The sequence below is a fragment of the Nitratidesulfovibrio oxamicus genome (genome assembly GCF_015731765.1).
GTDB classification, from domain to species: Bacteria; Desulfobacterota; Desulfovibrionia; order Desulfovibrionales; family Desulfovibrionaceae; genus Cupidesulfovibrio; species Cupidesulfovibrio oxamicus.
Genome location: NZ_VRYY01000693.1, coordinates 1 through 777 on the forward strand (window position 1 = coordinate 1; position 777 = coordinate 777).

Annotated in this window: 1 protein-coding gene; it reads right to left on the reverse strand. The window is 71.4% G+C overall.

What is annotated here, in order from left to right; all coding sequences use genetic code 11:
- Window positions 1-194 precede the first annotated feature (194 nt).
- The coding region (locus FVW20_RS17315; RefSeq protein WP_196610561.1) for a glycosyltransferase at window positions 195-777 on the reverse strand (583 nt) is incomplete at its 5' end.

The following is a 777-nucleotide window of genomic DNA, read 5'->3' on the forward strand; positions in this document are numbered from 1 at the left end:
AACGCGGCGGGCAGGGCGGCAAGGCCGTTCCGCATGTCTGCACCTGCCCCGCCGTGCACGACGGTTCCGGGGTGGCGCGGCAACGCGACCGCCCCGCACTCCATGCGGAATGCGGGGCGGCGTGCGGGAGGGGACGGGCGGGAGGTGAATGGAAAAGCACGGCCTCAGAGGCTGGTTGCGGTTGCGGTCAACCTCTATGCGGCGTTGCGGTCACGGTCCCGATACATGGCCCACTGTTGCAGGAAGGCTGCCTCGAAGGACCGGCTTTCCGCGTAGGCTCGGGCATCGGCGCGCATGGCGTCCAGCCGGGCCGGGTCGGCGGCCATGTCCAGCATGGCCCGGGCCATGGCCGTGGCGTCGCCTTCCGGCACGATGGCCCCGGTGCGACCGGGCAGCAGGTTTTCCTGCGGTCCGCCCTTGTCGGTAACCACCACCGGCAGGCCGGAGGCCTGCGCCTCCAGCACCACGTTGCCGAAGGTGTCGGTGCCGGAGGGAAAGACGAAGATGTCCGACGAGGCGTAGGCGTTGGCCAGGTCGTCTCCGGTAAGGTAGCCGGTGAAGGTGACCGGCAGGCCGCGCAGGGTTTCTTCCAGTTCCGCGCGGGCCGGGCCGTCGCCTACCAGCACCAGCCGCAGGTGCGGGGCGCGGGTGACCACCAGCCTGTAGGCGTCGGCCAGTACGTGCAGGTTTTTTTCACGCGACAGGCGCCCCACGTACAGGAAGCGCACCGGCTGGGCCGCTTCGCGCGGCGTCGCCCTGCCCGGCCCGGCGGCGCGC